This window comes from Micromonospora sonchi (assembly GCF_014646235.1).
In the GTDB taxonomy this organism is placed as follows: Bacteria; Actinomycetota; Actinomycetes; order Mycobacteriales; family Micromonosporaceae; genus Micromonospora; species Micromonospora sonchi.
Map to the genome: position 1 here is coordinate 52,994 of NZ_BMNB01000013.1, position 14,934 is coordinate 67,927.

Here is a 14,934-nt window from a genome sequence, read left to right on the forward strand (position 1 = left end):
CCGCGGGCAAGGTCGGCAGTTGTCGGGCGCAGCGCGACGAGGGCGGTGGGTCATGGCGGATCGGGTGCGTTGCGCGGTGGTGGTCGGCAACAGCGACGGGATCGGGTTGGCGTTCACCCGCCGGCTACTCGCGGACGGGTGGCGGGTCGCCGGGCTGTCCCGGCGGGAGAACGGAATCAACGTCCCGACGTACGCCCACCACGTCGTCGACGTGACCGCACCGGACTACCCCGAGGTGCTCGGCAAGGCGGTCGACGCGCTGGGACGGGTGAACCTCTGCGTGTACGCCGCCGGGATCGGTGAGCCGATCGACCTGGCCGACCTGAACGCGCAGGCCCACACCTTCGAGGTGAACCTGCTGGGCGCGGTCCGCACGGTGGCCACGGTGGTGCCGAGCATGGTGGCCGCCGGTGAGGGACATTTCATCGGGCTGTCCAGCCTCGCCGACCGGCTGGTCTCCGCCGAGGCACCCGGCTACGCCGGGTCGAAGGCCGGGCTGTCGTCGTACCTGATGGGGTTGTCGACGGCGCTGCGCGGGCAGGGTGTGAGCGTAACGACGGTCCGGTTCGGATTCGTGGACACCAAGATGGCCAAGGGCCCCGTGCGCCCGCTGATGATCCCGGTCGACCGGGCGGTGGAGATCCTGGCCCGATGCGTACGCACCCGCCCCGTCCTGATCTCCCGTCCTCGCCGACTGGCTCTCCTCACCGCGGCCCTGGCCCCCTTCACCCGCCCCCGCTGAGCGGGAGTCTCCAGAGCGGGCCGGCGCTGGCTGGCCCGGGTGTCTGGGAGCGGGCGAATGGGTATCTGCGGGTCATCGACGCGCGTGGGTGGCGCCGATTCACAGGGCTTGCGGCACCCGCACGCACTACCAGGAGGTCAAGCCATGAGATTTCCTTCGCTGTCGCGCCACGCGGAGCCCGCGCCCTCGACGGCCGACGACGACGCCGACCGGGGTGGGACGGTGGCCACCGCGATCCGCACCCCCGCCGACCAAGCCGCCGAGCGGGACGCCGCGGCCCGGGCCACCACCGCCCGTTCCGGCGTCGCCGGATCCCGGCGCGCCCGCGCCGTCGCCCCCGCCGGCACCCCCGACCTGGACCGGACCGTCGATCTCGACCAGCCCGCGGACCGGGATTCGACAGTCGACCGGGATCGGGTGGCCCCACCGGACCCGCCAGCGGCACCGGCGGGGCCGCGACCCCGGGGCAGCCTGCTGGCCACCATCGGTCTGATCGGCGGGCTCGCCGGCCTCGGCCTCGTCCTCACCGGCGCCCTCGCCGAGTACGGCATCGCCCTGGGCGCGCTCGGCGCGGTGCTCGCCGTACTCGGGCTGATCGCCACCCGGCGGCGGCACGTGGCCGGCAAGCCCGACGCGCTGCTGGGGATGGCCTTCGGCCTGGGCGCGGTGGTCCTCGGTGTGCTGGCGATGACCGGGCAGTACGACTGGCCGACCACCGACGGCGACGTCGTGACCCGCCTCCGCGAGTGGCTCGACTCACAGTTCGTCGGCCGTCCCTAGTGGGCACTGATCGGCCCGCCGGTGGTTGACCGGCGCCCGGCCGGCGAGTTACCGGCCGTAGCCCGAAGTTCTGGTGGTTCACCAGCCGGGCGCACTTTCTCGTCAGGGGCGGCGATTCGCCGCCCCTGACTTCTGCCCGGCCCCCTGACGACGCAATGAACAGCCGATCAATGCCGTGCATACGCAACGATCCGCCGCTTTCTGCAACGCTCGGCGGTGGATTCTGGCGGTCAACGCCGCATAACGTTGAGCAACGGCGCCAGCCCGTGGCCCGACGGTGGCCGGGCGCGCGGAGACCCTGGGAGCAGGACAATGACGATGGACGCCACCCGCCAGCGCTACCTGATGTGCCGGCCGACGTACTTCGCCGTCGACTATGCGATCAACCCGTGGATGGACCCGACCACCCCGGTCGACGCCGACCTCGCCGTACGCCAGTGGGAGCGGCTGCGCCAGGTGTACCGCGACCTGGGCCACACGGTCGAGGAGATCACCCCGCTGCCGGGCCTGCCCGACATGGTCTTCGCCGCCAACGGCGGCACCGTGATCGACGGCAAGGCGATGGCCGTGCAGTTCCGCGACCCGCAGCGCGCCGACGAGGCGCCCGCGTACCGCGCCTGGTTCGAGGCCGCCGGCTTCGAGATGTACGACCCGAAGCACATCAACGAGGGCGAGGGCGACGTCCTGCTGGCCGGCGACCACCTGCTCGCCGGCACCGGCTTCCGCACCGCGCACGCCGCGCACGCCCAGTTGCAGGAGGTCTTCGGCTACCCGGTGATCACCATGCAGCTGGTCGATCCGCGTTTCTACCACCTGGACACCGCGCTGACCGTGCTCGACGAGCGGACCGTGGCGTACCTGCCGGAGGCGTTCAGCGCCGGCAGCCAGGCCGTGCTACGCCGACTGTTCCCGGACGCGGTGCACGCCACCATGGCCGACGCCGAGGTGCTCGGTCTCAACGCGGTCAGCGACGGCCGGCACGTGGTGCTGCCCGCACAGGCGACCAGCCTGGCCGCGCAGCTGCGCGACCGGGGCTACCAGACCATCGGCGTCGACCTGTCCGAGCTGCGCAAGGCCGGCGGCGGCCCGAAGTGCTGCACGTTGCGACTCCGTCAGAGAAAGGCGAGCAAGTGATCGAGGACATGCTGCGGACTCCGGCCGCCGTGCAGGACGCGGAGCGCCACACCGCGCACAACTACCACCCGCTACCGGTGGTGATCTCCTCCGCCGAGGGCTCCTGGGTGACCGACGTGGACGGCCGGCGCTACCTGGACTGTCTGGCCGGCTACTCGGCACTGAACTTCGGTCACCGGCACCCGGCCCTGATCGCCGCCGCGCACGCCCAGCTCGACAAGCTCACGCTGACCAGCCGGGCGTTCGTCCACGACCAGTTCGCCGACTTCTGCCGTGAACTGGCGGCGCTCTGCGGCAAGGAACTGGTGCTGCCGATGAACACCGGCGCCGAGGCGGTGGAGACCGGCATCAAGGTGGCCCGCAAGTGGGGCTACCAGGTCAAGGGCGTACCGGCCGGGCAGGCCAACATCGTGGTCGCGGAGGGCAACTTCCACGGGCGTACGACCACCATCGTCAGTTTCTCCACGGACTCCGACGCGCGGGCCGACTTCGGGCCGTACACCCCCGGTTTCCGGATCGTCCCCTACGGCGACCTGGCCGCGCTCGCCGAGGCGGTCGACGAGCAGACCGTCGCGGTGCTGCTGGAGCCGATCCAGGGCGAGCAGGGCGTGGTCGTGCCGCCGGAGGGCTACCTGCCGGGCGTGCGCCGGCTCTGCGACGAGCGGAACGTGCTCTTCGTCGCCGACGAGATCCAGTCCGGCCTCGGCCGGACCGGCGCCACCTTCGCCTGCGAGCAGGAGGGCGTGGTGCCGGACATGTACCTGCTGGGCAAGGCGCTCGGCGGCGGCATCGTGCCGGTCTCCGCGGTGGCGGCCGACACCGACGTGCTGGGTGTGCTCAGGCCGGGCCAGCACGGCTCCACCTTCGGCGGCAACCCGCTCGCGTGCGCGGTGGCCACCGAGGTGGTCCGTTTGCTGGCCACCGGCGAATTCCAGCGCCGCTCGGCCGAGCTGGGCGAGCGGCTGCACGCGGGCCTGCGCGCGCTGGTCGGCAGCGGCCTGGTCGCCGTCCGTGGCCGAGGGCTCTGGGCCGGTCTGGACATCGACCCGGCGCTGATGAGCGGCCGGGAGGCCTGCGAGCGGCTGATGGAGCGTGGCGTGCTGGCCAAGGACACGCACGGCTCGACCATCCGGCTCGCTCCTCCGTTGGTGATCACCGCCGAGGAGATCGACCACGCGGTGGCGCAACTGGCCGCCGTGCTGGCCGGCTGAGCGGTCGCAGCGACGCCGGCGGGAACCGGTCGTGACGACAACGGCGGGCGCCGGAACGTGATCCCGGCGCCCGCCTTTGTTACGGGACCGCTCAGCGAGGCAGGCGCATCGCCATGGTCGGCGCCTCGGACATCACCGAGTCCGGGTTGTACGGTGCGCCGGCCGGTAGGTCGTCCGGGCGGCCGATCTGGACGCCGGGATAGAGCTCCACCATGTCGCCGGCACCGAGGACCCGGGACTGCTGCGGTGGCAGGGGGATCCGGTCCGCCTCCGTCATCGAGCCGGCCGGCCGGATGCCGGAGCCGTTGGTGCTCACGTCGGTGGCCACGATGTCGGCGCCGCGCAGCTCGAACCGGAGGTGGCTGCGGCTGATCCACCGGCGGGCCTCGTCGTTGAGCCACTGGCCGAGCACGATCCCGTTGGAGCCCTCCGGTGCCCGGCCGACCGTCACCGGCTGCTCTGCGGTGAGCACGAATCGGCGTCGGGTCAGGCCACCGACGCGTACCGCGAGGACTTCGCTGCGCGGCCGGGACCCGGCGTCGCGGAGCCGGGTGCCGTGCCGGGGGCAGGTCGGCACGCCGCCCCGGAGCGACGGTGGCGGCTGACCGGTCGGCGCGCGGTCCACCCGGGCCAGGTCGGCGAAGGCACCGCCGCCGCCACTACCGCCGAACAGGTTGCAGCCCGACTCCGGGCAGCGCCATTCCCGAGCGAGCAGCTTCGCCGCAGCCGGCGACGGTGGCCCGGACACCGGCGTGTGGCCGCCACCGACGTGGGCGATGAAGACCGGCCCGCCGGCACCGGGCACCGGCGCGAGCACCCGACCGGGCTGCTCGACCAGCCAGGGGAACCGCCCGCGCAGGCCGTCGAAACGGACCCGGCTGAGCACCGGCAGGCCGAGCAGGTCGGCGACCTCCAGCATCCGGTCACCCGGGTTGTCGAGCACCTCGACCAGGCCGTCGTCGGCCCAGCGGCGGACCACCATGCGTTCGTTGGAGGTCAGGTCGGCGTCGGAGAGCACCCCCCGGTGCACCACCGCGTAGACCGGGACGGTGTCCTCCTCCAGGCTGCGCGCCAGCGCGTCGATGACCATGCCGAGACGCAGGGTGCTGGCCGGGCGCCCGCCGTCGAGGTCCTGGTACCGGATGATCTCGGCCAGGTCGATCACCGCCCGGACCAGCTGCGGGTCGGTGCAGACCCGGCCCTCGATGGCGTCCAGCACCTTGCTGATCTCGAACCTCATCGGCCCTCCCCCACGATCTCGTCGATTCGCCGAGCCAGCTCGACGTCGCGCCGGGTGACCCCACCGGCCGAATGCGTCACGCAGCGGAAGGTCACCGTGCGCCACCGGATGTCGATGTCCGGATGGTGGTCCAGCTCCTCGGCCGTCACGGCGACCCGGTCGACCACCTCGATGGCGTCCGGGAAACTGGCCAGCTCCACCGTGCGGGTGATCCCGCCGGGATCCCCCGACCAGCCTGCCAGCCCACCCAGCTCGTCTCGCACCGCCTCGGCGGTGAGCACCTCTGCCATGGCCAGACCCTACCGGTGAGACCCGGAGGCACCATTCAGGTCATCCGGGTCACCGCGGAACGCAGCCGGCGCAGGTCGCGGCGGCGCCGCTCATAGGTGGCGGCCAGGCCGATCAACGCCAACCCGGCGGCGCCGAGGTAGATCCACCGGGGCAGCAGGTCCCAACTGCGCACCAGTTCGTAGAGGGCGAGCAGGGCCAGCGTCCCGCCGCCCAGCACCACCGGCGCCTGCCAGCGGCGGGCCGCCCCGAGCAGCGTCGCGGTGAGGGCGGCGGCCCCGAGCAGCAGTCGCCGCAACGGATGGTGTTCGGCACCGACCAGCACGGCCGCCAGGCTGGGCAACAGCACCGCAGCCAGACCCGGCCCGAGCGCCAGCCAGCTGGTCAGACCCGGCCGGCTCCGCAGCGCCACCGCGCCCACGACGAGCGCCAGCACCGCCAGCGGCAGGGTGTACGCCTCCAGCACCGTCACCCCACCGGCCCTCAGCAACAGCCAGGTCGCGAGCAGTTCGCTGCCCCCGGCGATACCCGCGAACGCCCACCGCCGCCCGGTCGACTCGCCCCGGCGCAGCAGCCGCACCCCGACGGCGACTCCCCAGAGCACGCAGACCGTCGCGCCGTGCCGAGGCGCACCCAGGGTGAGCAGCAGCGCGAGCAACGCCACCGCCTGCGCGGCGGCGTCCAGCACCGGGCGCACCGGCGGCATCGCCGACACGTCCCGCACCGCACGGGCGGGCACGGTCGCCTCTGGTCCCCCAGGTCCGGAGGACGCGGCCACCTGCGGAATAATGTGCCAACGTTCGGGTGCCACGGCGGCGAGGGCGAGGGCAACCGCCGCCACGCCGAGCACCGCGAACGCAGCCATCCGCAGCGGCAGCCCGCCGGCCAGCGGGGCGACGACCGCAAACGCCGTCGTCGTGGTGACCGTGATCAGCCAGCCGACCAGGCGTACCCCGGGCTGCCGCGCGGCCACTGCGGTACTGGCCGCAGCCACCACCAGCAGACCCAGCCCGGCGAGCGTGCCCGCCCGGGTGGCTTGGAGGTTGAGCAGCCCGGCCCCGGCCAGCACCAGACCCACCGGGACACCGGCCGCGAGGAACGGACCGCGCGGGGTGGAGAGCGCGGCGGTCACCAGCAGGGCCACGCCGCCGAGCAGCGCCGTCGCCGGCACCACCGGCCAGGGCGCTCCGCCGGCGGCCAGCAGCACCTGCCCGGCAGCCGCCACGAACGGCAGCACCACCGCCGCCACCCGCCAGCTGGCGAAGTTAAGAGGGGGCCCTTCCTCTACCGCAGGCGTTAATAGGGGGCCCTTCCTTGCACTGGGGGGCTGGGTGGCCAGCGCCGCCGCCAGGGCCAGGAGTGCCAGGGCGAGACCGACCGGCAACATGCCCGGGACGGGCTGCGCGTCCGGGGCGCCGGACCACACAGCGGGCGGCGGGCCGTACGGAGTGAACAGGGCCGTCACCACCACCGGGACCGCCGCCAGCACCGCCACCACGGCCAGGCCCAGCCCGGCCACCGGCAACCCCGCCGACGGGCGGGTCCGGAACCCGGCCAGCGCGACCAGCAACGCCGCCACCGCCGCGTAGGCCGTCACCCGCTCCCCGCCGGGTACCACCAGCGGCGACAGACCGGTCAGCACCGCCACCACGGCGAGCCCGGCCGAGGCGTACCCGCTCAGGTCGGGCCAGGATCGACGCAGCGCGAGCAACGCGACCGCCGGCAGCGCGACGGCGGCCAGCGCGGCCCGGGCCTGCCACCAGGGTGGCGCCCCGGCACCGATCAGCGCGACCGCCGCACCGGCCGGCACCACGAGCACCGCCGCGAGCAGCCCGTACCCGGCCACCCTCCGCTGCACCGGCCCGCCGTGCCGTCCAGCGACGGCCACCACCAGGCCGGTGGCCAGGATCACCGCACAGGCCGCACCGGCACCGGCCGGGCCGGCCAGCCCGACCAGCAGCCCGTGCCCGAGCAGCACGGCGCCGCCCAGCGCCGACGTCAGCGCGGTCACCCCGCGTCCCGCCGGGCGGGCCACCGCGGCGGCCGACAGCGCCGCCCCGACCACCAGGTCGATGGCGACCACCGCCGGCCACGGCGCGGCCCAGGCCACCGGCACGGCCAGCGCGGTCACGGCGACGCCGGCCGCCGCGATCGACGGCCGGGCGGCCCGCGGCAGCAGCCAACCCACGGCGAGCGAGGCCAGGGCCACCGCGACCGGCAGTTGCCAGCCCCAGGCGAAGTCCGGCCCCGCCGTGGCCCCCCGCCACGGCGGAACCGACCGGCCCACGGCGACATTGGCCAGCACCACGGTCATCAAGGCGGTCACCGCCGCGCCGCCGCCCGCCACCACCAGCGCACCGATCCGGGGACCGGGTCGCCAGCCGGCCGGAAGCAGCCGTACGGCACCGGCAAGCGCCACCACGATCAACGCCGCCAGCACCAGCGACACCGATGCACGCAGCTCCACCGCCGGGCGCAGCAGCGCGCCGGCCAGGACCGGCACCAGCGCGCCGGCCGCGACCGCCCGCGCCGTCCCGCCACCCAGCAGCAGCGCCGCCGCGAACACGGCCAACGCCACCAGCAGCATCGGCACTCCGGCCAGCAGCGGTACGCCGCCCGCCCGGCCGACCAGCAGCGGCACCAGCGCACAGCCGCCGGCGAGCAGCAACGCGCCCACGTACCCGGTACCGGCCGTCACCTGTCCGCCGAGCAGCATCCCCGGGGTCGTCGCGGCCCCCTCGACCGCGACGCTCCTGCGCCGTTGCAGCACGACGACAACCGCCAGGTCGATCAGCGCCACCCCGACGAAGACCACGGCCCAGCCAGCCGGCTCGGGGCGCGCCTCGGCGGCGAGCAGCGGCAGCACCGGCTGCCCGGCCAGCAACGCGGCGAACCACGGGACCGTCAGCCGGCTGAGCCGGGCGTACCCGACGGCGACGGCCGTGCTGACCATCGCGACGAGCCCGGCGTATCGGCTGCCCGGCCAACTGGTCACCCCGAGCAGGTCCACCGTCCACACGGCGTACCCGTCCAGCACCACCAGCAGTAGCCCCACGGCGGCGAACGTCTCGGCGGTGCCGCGCAGCCCGCGCCAACGGGCGACCATCGGCACGGCGAGCAGCAGCGCGGTGAACGCCAACAGGATCAGCGCCCGGCCGGCGATGCCGACCGACGCCCAGGCCACCGCGGTGAAGACCGTCGCCGCAGTGCCCAGCATCAGCCCACCCAGAACGAAGAGCAGCCCCTGCACGGTGCGGGTCGAGGTCTCCGCCCCGCCCGGCCGGCCCGCCGCCGACACGGGCACCGGCGCCCAACCGCCGGCACCCGCAACGGCGCCGGCACGCGGGACGGCGCGGGCACCCGGGACGGCGCCGGCACCCGGGACGGCCCCCGCAACGCCGGCACCCGGGGTGGCACCCGGAACGCCGGCACCCCGGGCGGCGATCGGGATGGCGGCAACCGGGATCGGGGGAAGCGGCGCGGCGGCCGGGACCGGGAACTCCGCCCGCACCGTGGCGGCCAGTTCGTCGCGCCGCCGCCGGGTCGCGGCCAGCCGGCCGGCCAGCCCTTCGTACGCCTGGCGGACCCGGGTCACCTCGGCGTCGAGTACGACGATCTCCCGGTTCAACCGGATCACCTCGGCGGCAGCGGAGTGCGGCGGCCGGCCGCAGCCGGTGCAACCGGAGGCGAGGCGCGCCGCCGCACCGCACGCCGGGCAGGGATAGTCGTTGTCCACGGTGTCATCCTCGACAGGCGGGTACCGCTCGCACCAGAGTGCGCGTACTCAGGAAAGGGTCTGCTCGAGCCGCGTGTCGACCACCGTCGCCACCAGGCTGATCAGCTTCACGTGCGGACCCTACGCGACGCTCTCCCGGTTCTCCGCGATCCACCGGTCGATCCGGCTCCACCACTCGTAGAGCCAGTCGATGCGCTCCTGCCGCCCGGCCGGGATCTCCTCCGGCGGCACCGACCAGAACCGCATCACGAGCCGCTTGTCCATCGGCAGTTCCCGCCACACGTCACCGATGGTGAGCATCCGGTCCAGGCCGGTGTGGGCCACGAAGATCACCCCGGCGTCCGGCGCGGCGTCCAACGCCGCCAGCACTCCGCCGGGCTGCGGGGCGAGCACGTGCCGCATCGCCTCCGCCCGCAGCGCCATCCGCTCGTGCCCCCGGTCGCGCAGCCGGGCGATGGCCCGCACCCGCCGTCGGGGGGTGAAGTTGCCGCCCTCGGGAAAGATCACGAAGGCGTCATCGTCGTCCAGCCCGACGGCGAGGTGCCCGACCTGCTCGGTGAGCGAGTTGGCGCCGTCCCGGCCCGGCGCGATGAAGCGGCTCGGCAACCGGTTGAGCAGCACGTCGATCGCCGGGTCCCACTGGAGGGTGTCCTTGAGCACGATCCGCGGCTCGCGACGGAACCAGTTCACCAGGGCGTGGATCAGGATGAACGAGTCACCCGGGCCGGCGTGCCGACAGAGCACCAACTCGGGCCGGCCGGGCATCGCGGTGTCCGGATCGGTGCCGACCACCTCGAGACTGAGCCGCAGCGTCCATCGGGCCTGCCAGAACAGCACCCGCAGGAACCAGCCCGCCAGCACGTAGTGGGCGCGTTGGAAGGCCGGCGAGCGGACCCGCCAGCCGAATCCGGAGGCGACCCAGAGCCCGAACAGACTCAGCAGCGCCGCCGCGTCCCAGAGCAGGTAGAACAGACCGATCCACAACAGCCGCAGGGGCCGCAACCGCCCCGGAACGAACGGGGACAGCAGCACCGCCAGCAATGCCCAGAGCGGCACCGTGGTCACCAGCAGGATCACCAGCAGGATCACGCCCGGCGCCAGCAGCAGGCGGCGGAGCCAGCGGGGCGGCAGCGGCATCAGCGTTCCAGATTCGCCAGGTAGTGCCGGGAGGCCGCGTAGGCGCGGCTGATCCTCCGGCCCACCGCTGCCATGTCCCGGTACGCCCACGGCGTGTCGTCGCGCGGTTCCAGCCCGCCGGTCGGCAGCACGTGCACCTCAACACCCTCGGGCAGCGCGGCCATCTCCCGGGCGAACCGGTGCCGGCGGGCGATCTCGAACGCGACCTGGGCGATCTCCCAGGGACGCCGCGGCGGAGTCAGCGCCCGCTCGATCCGGCCCACCTGGAGTACGAAGATCCGGCCGGCGCCGGCCGCGACCGCCTCGCCGATCGGGATGGAGTTGACGATCCCGCCGTCGACGTAGTGCTGGTCGCCGATCCGCGCCGGCGGCAACAACCCGGGCACCGAGGCTGACGCGAGCACCGCGGGCACCACCGGCCCGCTGACGAACCAGTGCTCCGCGGCCCGCTCGATGTTCGCCGCGCAGCAACGGAAGGGAACCTTCAGGTCGGCGAAGGTGGTCTCCGCGCCCAGCTCGCTCTCCAGCAGCTTGCGTAGCGGCCGGGGCGAGTGCAGGTGGGTCCGGGCGGCGAAGCGGCGCAGTTGCCGGGCCACCGAGTCGCCGTACACCTCGCTCGCCTCGGGTGAGGCCCAGAGCCGCACCAACCGGTCGGTGACCGCCTCGCACGGGTCGGCGGCGACGAGCGCCCCGTTGACGGCGCCGATCGACGTGCCGAGCACCATGTCCGGTCGGATCCCGGCGCGGAACAGGGCGCGCAGCATGCCCACCTCGACCGCGCCGAGGACGCCTCCGCCCCCGAGCACGAACGCCACCGGTCCCCGCCCCATGCCGCCAATCCTGGCACGCCCCGTCCGAGCGCGGTCAGTCCGACCTGCCCCGGTGTCCGCCGCCGTCGTGCCGACCGGCGCCGCGCAGCCGCCGGGCCCGCCCCGCACCGGCCGTGCCGGCGTTGGCGGCGACCGCCCGCCGTGCCGTTGACAGCGGCGCAACATTCCCGCAACCTGATACCGCTCCCACCTACGAGGCAGGTGCGATCCGTTGAAGCCAGCACTGCAGCCTGGCCGGTTGCTGGCCACCAGATACCGGCTGATCAACCAGATCGGTGCCGGTGGCATGTCGGTGATCTGGCGAGCCCACGACGAGGTGCTCGACCGGGTGGTCGCGCTGAAGGTGCTCGCCCCGTCACTGGCCGCCGACGCCCGCTTCCGCGACATGGTCCGCGAGGAGGCCCGGGCGGCCGCCCAGCTCGTCCACCCGCACGTGACGTCGGTGCACGACTACGGCGAGGCGGTGTCGCCGGACGGTTCCATCACCTCGTTCGTGGTGATGGAACTGCTCTCCGGCGAGGAGCTGGAGTTCCGGCTCACCGAGGGGCCGCTGCCCTGGCCCGAGGCGATGGAGATCGGGGCACAGGTCGCCGACGCGCTCGCCAGCGCGCACCGGCTCGGCATCGTGCACCGGGACGTCACCACCGCCAACGTGATGATGACCCAGGTCGGCGCCAAGGTGCTCGACTTCGGCATCGCCACCCGGATCGGCACCCCGGACGACGACGAGGACGGCGCCACCTTCGGCACCCCGGCGTACGTGGCACCGGAACGGCTCGACGGGGCGCCCGCCCAGCCGGCGACCGACGTCTACTCGCTCGGCGTGCTGATGTACGAGACGCTGACCGGCCGGGTCCCGTACCCGGCGGACACCTGGGAGGAGCTCAGCGTCGCGCTGGCGGAGGGGGCGCCGCCCACGCTCGCCGGGGTGCCCGGCCTGCCACCGACGGTGGCCGAGGTCTGCCTACGCTGCCTGTCCCGCGACCCGGCCGACCGTCCCACCGCCCGCCAGGTGGCCACCGTGCTCCGCGACCAACTGCTGCCGACCGATCCGCAGGCCAGCACGATGGTCGCGCACACCGCGGCACTGCCCGCGGTCAAGCCGCACCGCGCCGTTCCCGCCGGCGCGCCACGGGCCGTCCCCGCCGCGCCACCGGACGCACCCGCCCTGACGCCGCAACGGGCCGCCGACCCGACGTCGGTCACCGGTCCCGCCGGGCCGACTCCGGGCGACCCCGAACACGACCAACCACGGGCCGCACCGTCGCGGCTGCTGCGCCCCGCTTTCCTGGTGCCCGTGGCGGCGGTCCTGGTCGCCGCGGCACTCGCCGTTCCGGCACTGCTTCCGGACGACGGCAACGAGCCGCCCGCCGCGCTGCCCAGCGACGGCCCGACGGCGCAGGTCGAACCGACCCCGTCGGCGGAGACCGCCAGCGCCCAGCCACCGGTCGCGCCGTCGGCCACTGCGGCTCGCCAGCCCGGCCCGACCGTCGTACCATCCCAGCCGGGCGGGACGGGCACCCTGGTCGAGGCCGCGAACCGGCTCGATGCGGTGATCGGCGCCGGTCTCGCCGACGGCGGCATCCGCGAGGATGTCGGCCTCGACCTGCGCAATGAGCTGCGCAACCTGACCCGGGCGGTGACCGGCGGAGAGCGCGAGCTGGGGCCGGGGGTCGCGCGGCTTCGCGAGAAGGTGTCCACCCGGCTCGGTGAGCAGGCGCTGAGCCCGGCGTACGCCCAACAGCTCGACGCGGCCATCGCCGCGCTCGGCGCCGCGCAGACCTGACCGGCGCCACCGTGGATCAGCCCGGGGTGCTGCGAGTCGGTTCCCGCACTCCGCTGTTCGGGAACGCCCCGGCGAGGAACCGTCGGTACACCGCCTCGTAACCGGCCGCCATCCGCTCGGTGGAGAAGGTCTGCGCGACGTGCGCCACGCACTCCGCCGGGTCGAGACCGGAGGCCGCGCGCAGTGCCGCCGGCAACTCGTCCTCCCGGTCACAGATCAGCCCGGTCACTCCTGGCCGGACCAGTTCCGGCACCGCCCCCCGGCGCAGCGCCACCACCGGCGTGCCGGTGGCCATCGCCTCCAGCATCACGACGCCGAACGGCTCCTCCCACTGGATCGGCATGATCAGGCAGCGCGCCTCGACCAGCAGCCGGAGCACGGCGTCCCGGTCGGCATCGAACACCACCGTGACATCCGGGCCCAGCAACGGCCGGACCACCGCGTCGTAGTAGTCCAGTTCGGCGGGCTCGGTGCACTTGCCGGCCAGCACCAACGGCAGGCCGGCGGCCCGGCAGGCGCTGATGGCCAGGTCCGGCCCCTTGTCGGGGCTGAACCGGGCCAGCCACAGCACCGGACCGTGGCTGGGTTCGCTCTTGCGGGGGAAGAGGTCGGTCTCCATCGCGTTGTGCACGGTGCCGACCCACGGCAGCCGGGAATTCAGCCGGCGCTGGGCGTGCGAGATGGCCACCAGACCGACGCCCCGGTCGGTGTCGCTGAGCACCGTGCCGTACTCGCCCACCGGGTTGCCGTGCACCGTCGCCACGGTGGGTACCTCGCGGCGGCCGGCAACCAGCGGACCGACCGTGGTGTGGTCGTGCACCAGATCGAAGTCGGCCACGCTCAGCAGGTGGTTCACCCGGGCCAGGTGAGCCAGTTCCGGCAACGACTCGCCGAGCCGGTCGTACTGGAGTTCGTCGAGCATGGCGAGAAAGTCGGCGGCGGTGCGGTGGCCGTCACCGGCACCCAGCAGGGTCACCGCGTGGCCCCGGTCGACCAGGGCGTCCACCAGGCCCGCCACCACCTGCTCCAGCCCTCCGTAGCCGGGCGGAGGCACCGACAGCCAGGGCGGCACCACCATCGCGATCCGCAACCCATGCTTACCCGCGGCGTGGTTGTCGGGCACGAGTCCTCCCCCGTCGGTCGGGTGCGTCAACCCGGCGCTCGGCGCCGGGTATCCCGCCGGACCGGAGCGTTTTCCCGGCGCCGGCACCGGCAAACCGGGCGTCGGCTGCGCCGCTCAGCCGCCCACCAGCAGGTCGACCCGCACCGCGCACACCCCCTCGGCCGACCAGGCGACCCGTTCCGCCTGGTCGCGTTCCCACCAGGACCGCACCACCCCACTCAGGGCCACCGTGTCGTCGTGCACCTCGACGGTGATCCGCTCGGTGCCGATCCCGCGCAGCAGGGCGCGCTGCACGTCGCGACGGATCCGGTCGGCGTCGGCGGGGGCGGCGGGACTCACCTCGACCAGGTTGGTCACGCCGCGTACGCCCCACAGCCGGCGCAGTTCCCGTTCGGCCGTACGCCGCTGCCAGCCGAACTCCACCTCGCCCCGCAGCATCACCCAGCCGTTCGAGACGGTCAGGTCGAGCCGCTCGGCCGGCACGAAGCTGTTCCACTCCAGCGCCCGGCTGGCCGCGACGGCCAACGCGCCGTCGGTGAGGTCGACCGGCCCGACCGGGTGTACCTCGATGTCGTCGGCGACCACTCGCACCCCGCGGATCCGCTGGACGGCGCGGACCGTCGCCCACTTACGCGCGGCGCTGTCCACCTGACCGGTCAGGGTCACCACGCCGTCGTGCACGGTCACCCCGATGTCATTCGAGCGCACCTGGGCGTCCCAGGTGAGTTCGTCGAGCACGTCGCGCTGGATCCGGTCATCGGACCGGGCAGCCGTTGCCGCGCTGGTCATGGCACCCCCATCCGCCGCACGAGGTCTTCACCTGCGTTGAGGCTGCCCGCCGGGCGGGTGAGGCGGGTTCACCCACCGGGGGTGAACCGGGCCGGAGACGGAGGAGGGCGGCGGGTAGTGCGGCCAACCCCCTTGGCC

The 14,934-nt window shown here is 74.2% G+C and carries 12 protein-coding genes; 5 read left to right on the forward strand and 7 right to left on the reverse strand.

The annotated features are described in order from the left end of the window. Positions 1-52: 52 nt before the first annotated feature. The 4 genes from IEY61_RS15700 (at position 53) to rocD (ending at position 3,867) form a co-directional block, all read left to right on the forward strand. Entirely contained in the window at positions 53-742 is a 690-nt protein-coding gene (locus tag IEY61_RS15700; RefSeq protein ID WP_189044897.1) for an SDR family NAD(P)-dependent oxidoreductase, read from the forward strand. 144 nt (positions 743-886) lie between these two features. After that, complete coding sequence (locus tag IEY61_RS15705; protein ID WP_189044900.1) at positions 887-1,522, forward strand: hypothetical protein; 636 nt, start codon at positions 887-889, stop codon at positions 1,520-1,522. 318 nt (positions 1,523-1,840) lie between these two features. Continuing rightward, positions 1,841-2,656, forward strand: coding sequence for a dimethylargininase (gene ddaH, locus IEY61_RS15710; RefSeq protein WP_189045106.1), 816 nt, complete (start codon positions 1,841-1,843; stop codon positions 2,654-2,656). Next, positions 2,653-3,867, forward strand: coding sequence for an ornithine--oxo-acid transaminase (rocD, locus tag IEY61_RS15715; RefSeq protein ID WP_189044902.1), 1,215 nt, complete (start codon positions 2,653-2,655; stop codon positions 3,865-3,867). Before ddaH ends, rocD begins: the two co-directional genes overlap by 4 nt. A 91-nt stretch (positions 3,868-3,958) precedes the next feature. Here rocD and IEY61_RS15720 read toward each other — a convergent pair whose 3' ends face one another. The 5 genes from IEY61_RS15720 to IEY61_RS15740 form a co-directional block, all read right to left on the reverse strand. Beyond that, positions 3,959-5,107 (reverse strand): FHA domain-containing protein, encoded by a 1,149-nt coding sequence (locus IEY61_RS15720; RefSeq protein ID WP_189044904.1) that lies wholly within the window; start codon positions 5,105-5,107, stop codon positions 3,959-3,961. Next, entirely contained in the window at positions 5,104-5,397 is a 294-nt protein-coding gene (locus IEY61_RS15725) for a 4a-hydroxytetrahydrobiopterin dehydratase (RefSeq protein ID WP_189044906.1), read from the reverse strand. The genes IEY61_RS15720 and IEY61_RS15725 overlap by 4 nt, the downstream gene beginning before the upstream one ends. 35 nt (positions 5,398-5,432) lie before the next feature. After that, positions 5,433-9,131, reverse strand: a complete 3,699-nt coding sequence (locus tag IEY61_RS15730; protein ID WP_189044908.1) for an SCO7613 C-terminal domain-containing membrane protein — start codon at positions 9,129-9,131, stop codon at positions 5,433-5,435. A 120-nt stretch (positions 9,132-9,251) separates the two neighbouring features. Next, positions 9,252-10,268 carry a 1-acyl-sn-glycerol-3-phosphate acyltransferase gene (locus IEY61_RS15735; protein WP_189044911.1) on the reverse strand — a complete coding sequence of 339 codons (1,017 nt, stop codon included), beginning with the start codon at positions 10,266-10,268 and terminating at the stop codon, positions 9,252-9,254. Then, positions 10,268-11,098 (reverse strand): patatin-like phospholipase family protein, encoded by an 831-nt coding sequence (locus IEY61_RS15740; protein WP_189044913.1) that lies wholly within the window; start codon positions 11,096-11,098, stop codon positions 10,268-10,270. The genes IEY61_RS15735 and IEY61_RS15740 overlap by 1 nt, the downstream gene beginning before the upstream one ends. A 211-nt stretch (positions 11,099-11,309) precedes the next feature. Here IEY61_RS15740 and IEY61_RS15745 point away from each other — a divergent pair, with 211 nt between their 5' ends. Then, positions 11,310-12,884 (forward strand): serine/threonine-protein kinase, encoded by a 1,575-nt coding sequence (locus IEY61_RS15745; protein ID WP_189044915.1) that lies wholly within the window; start codon positions 11,310-11,312, stop codon positions 12,882-12,884. A 16-nt stretch (positions 12,885-12,900) separates the two neighbouring features. Here the strand turns inward: IEY61_RS15745 and IEY61_RS15750 are convergent, their stop codons facing one another. Together IEY61_RS15750 and IEY61_RS15755 are read right to left on the reverse strand one after the other, a co-directional pair. Next, the gene (locus IEY61_RS15750; protein WP_189045108.1) at positions 12,901-13,962 is read right to left on the reverse strand and encodes a glycosyltransferase family 4 protein; all 1,062 of its coding nucleotides are present in this window, start codon (positions 13,960-13,962) and stop codon (positions 12,901-12,903) included. Positions 13,963-14,121: 159 nt separating this feature from the next. Further along, the gene (locus tag IEY61_RS15755; protein WP_189044917.1) at positions 14,122-14,796 is read right to left on the reverse strand and encodes a BON domain-containing protein; all 675 of its coding nucleotides are present in this window, start codon (positions 14,794-14,796) and stop codon (positions 14,122-14,124) included. Between the last annotated feature and the right edge of the window lie 138 nt (positions 14,797-14,934).

Coding starts and splice junctions, on each gene's coding strand:
- IEY61_RS15705 (WP_189044900.1), top strand. CDS start 887: ATGAGATTTCCTTCGCTGTCGCGCCACGCGGAGCCCGCGCCCTCGACG.
- IEY61_RS15740 (WP_189044913.1), bottom strand. CDS start 11,098: ATGGGGCGGGGACCGGTGGCGTTCGTGCTCGGGGGCGGAGGCGTCCTC.
- IEY61_RS15755 (WP_189044917.1), bottom strand. CDS start 14,796: ATGACCAGCGCGGCAACGGCTGCCCGGTCCGATGACCGGATCCAGCGC.
- ddaH (WP_189045106.1), top strand. CDS start 1,841: ATGGACGCCACCCGCCAGCGCTACCTGATGTGCCGGCCGACGTACTTC.
- IEY61_RS15700 (WP_189044897.1), top strand. CDS start 53: ATGGCGGATCGGGTGCGTTGCGCGGTGGTGGTCGGCAACAGCGACGGG.
- IEY61_RS15725 (WP_189044906.1), bottom strand. CDS start 5,397: ATGGCAGAGGTGCTCACCGCCGAGGCGGTGCGAGACGAGCTGGGTGGG.
- IEY61_RS15750 (WP_189045108.1), bottom strand. CDS start 13,962: ATGGTGGTGCCGCCCTGGCTGTCGGTGCCTCCGCCCGGCTACGGAGGG.
- IEY61_RS15735 (WP_189044911.1), bottom strand. CDS start 10,268: ATGCCGCTGCCGCCCCGCTGGCTCCGCCGCCTGCTGCTGGCGCCGGGC.
- IEY61_RS15720 (WP_189044904.1), bottom strand. CDS start 5,107: ATGAGGTTCGAGATCAGCAAGGTGCTGGACGCCATCGAGGGCCGGGTC.